Raw genomic sequence first — 2,478 nt, forward strand, 5'->3', positions numbered from 1 at the left:
GGCCTATTAGTACCGGTCAGCTTCACGAGTCGTTAGTCCTCGCTTCCACATCCGGCCTATCAACCCAGTGGTCTGGCTGGGGGCCTCTCACACCCGAGGGTGTATGGAAATCTCATCTCGAAGCGAGCTTCCCGCTTAGATGCTTTCAGCGGTTATCCCATCCGAACGTAGCTAATCAGCGGTGCACTTGGCAGTACAACTGACACACCAGAGGTTCGTCCGTCCCGGTCCTCTCGTACTAAGGACAGCCCTTCTCAAATTTCCTGCGCGCGCAGCGGATAGGGACCGAACTGTCTCACGACGTTCTAAACCCAGCTCGCGTACCGCTTTAATGGGCGAACAGCCCAACCCTTGGGACCTACTCCAGCCCCAGGATGCGACGAGCCGACATCGAGGTGCCAAACCATGCCGTCGATATGGACTCTTGGGCAAGATCAGCCTGTTATCCCCGAGGTACCTTTTATCCGTTGAGCGACGGCCATTCCACAATGTACCGCCGGATCACTAGTCCCGACTTTCGTCCCTGCTCGAGATGTCTCTCTCACAGTCAAGCTCCCTTGTGCACTTACACTCGACACCTGATTGCCAACCAGGCTGAGGGAACCTTTGGGCGCCTCCGTTACTTTTTAGGAGGCAACCGCCCCAGTTAAACTACCCATCAGGCACTGTCCCTGACCCGGATTACGGGCCGAAGTTAGATGTCCAAAGTGACCAGAGTGGTATTTCAACGATGACTCCACCCGAACTGGCGTCCGGGCTTCAACGTCTCCCACCTATCCTACACAAGCCACTCCGAACACCAATACCAAACTATAGTAAAGGTCTCGGGGTCTTTCCGTCCTGCTGCGCGTAACGAGCATCTTTACTCGTACTGCAATTTCGCCGAGTTTATGGTTGAGACAGCGGGGAAGTCGTTACTCCATTCGTGCAGGTCGGAACTTACCCGACAAGGAATTTCGCTACCTTAGGATGGTTATAGTTACCACCGCCGTTTACTGGGGCTTAAATTCTCAGCTTCGCCTTACGGCTAACCGGTCCTCTTAACCTTCCAGCACCGGGCAGGAGTCAGTCCGTATACATCGTCTTGCGACTTCGCACGGACCTGTGTTTTTAGTAAACAGTCGCTTCCCCCTGGTCTCTGCGGCCCCGATCCCCTCCGGACAGCAAGTGTCCATCAAGGTTGGGGCCCCCCTTCTCCCGAAGTTACGGGGGCATTTTGCCGAGTTCCTTAACCATAATTCTCTCGATCGCCTTAGTATTCTCTACCTGATCACCTGTGTCGGTTTGGGGTACGGGCGGCTAAAACCTCGCGTCGATGCTTTTCTCGGCAGCATAGGATCACCAAATCCCCCCAAACGGGGGTCCCATCAGATCTCAGGCACCATGAGTGGCGGATTTGCCTACCACTCGCCCTACATCCTTAGACCGGGACAACCATCGCCCGGCTCGGCTACCTTCCTGCGTCACACCTGTTAATACGCTTGCCTCCCAGGATCAGGTCCCGCGCTCCACCAAAACCCTTCACCCACAAGGGGTGTCGGGCAGGTCTCGGGCGGTTAGTATCCCCTGTTCAACATGGACGGTTTTTCGCCGGTACGGGAATATCAACCCGTTGTCCATCGACTACGCCTGTCGGCCTCGCCTTAGGTCCCGACTTACCCAGGGCAGATTAGCTTGACCCTGGAACCCTTGATCATTCGGCGGACGGGTTTCTCACCCGTCTTTCGCTACTCATGCCTGCATTCTCACTCGTGTAGGCTCCACCACTGGTTTACACCGCGACTTCACTGCCCACACGACGCTCCCCTACCCATCCAAACACCTGAACCACGAAGGCTTAGTCAATGCTTGAATGCCACAACTTCGGCGGTGTACTTGAGCCCCGCTACATTGTCGGCGCGGAATCACTTGACCAGTGAGCTATTACGCACTCTTTTAAGGGTGGCTGCTTCTAAGCCAACCTCCTGGTTGTCTGGGCAACTCCACATCCTTTCCCACTTAGCACACGCTTAGGGGCCTTAGTTGGTGGTCTGGGCTGTTTCCCTCTCGACTATGAAGCTTATCCCCCACAGTCTCACTGCTGCGCTCTCACTTACCGGCATTCGGAGTTTGGCTGACGTCAGTAACCTTGTAGGGCCCATTAGCCATCCAGTAGCTCTACCTCCAGCAAGAAACACGCAACGCTGCACCTAAATGCATTTCGGGGAGAACCAGCTATCACGAAGTTTGATTGGCCTTTCACCCCTACCCACAGCTCATCCCCTCCATTTTCAACTGAAGTGGGTTCGGTCCTCCACGACGTCTTACCGTCGCTTCAACCTGGCCATGGGTAGATCACTTCGCTTCGGGTCTAGATCACGCCACTGCAACGCCCTATTCAGACTCGCTTTCGCTACGGCTGCCCCACACGGGTTAACCTCGCGACGTAACACTAACTCGCAGGCTCATTCTTCAAAAGGCACGCCGTCACAACTACAA

1 rRNA gene is annotated in these 2,478 nt (G+C 55.2%); it reads right to left on the minus strand.

What is annotated here, in order from left to right:
- Window positions 1–2,478, minus strand: a 23S ribosomal RNA gene (locus QRN53_RS20990); the annotation flags it as partial.

The sequence above is a fragment of the Pseudarthrobacter sp. fls2-241-R2A-127 genome (assembly GCF_030209355.1).
In the GTDB taxonomy this organism is placed as follows: domain Bacteria; phylum Actinomycetota; class Actinomycetes; order Actinomycetales; family Micrococcaceae; genus Arthrobacter.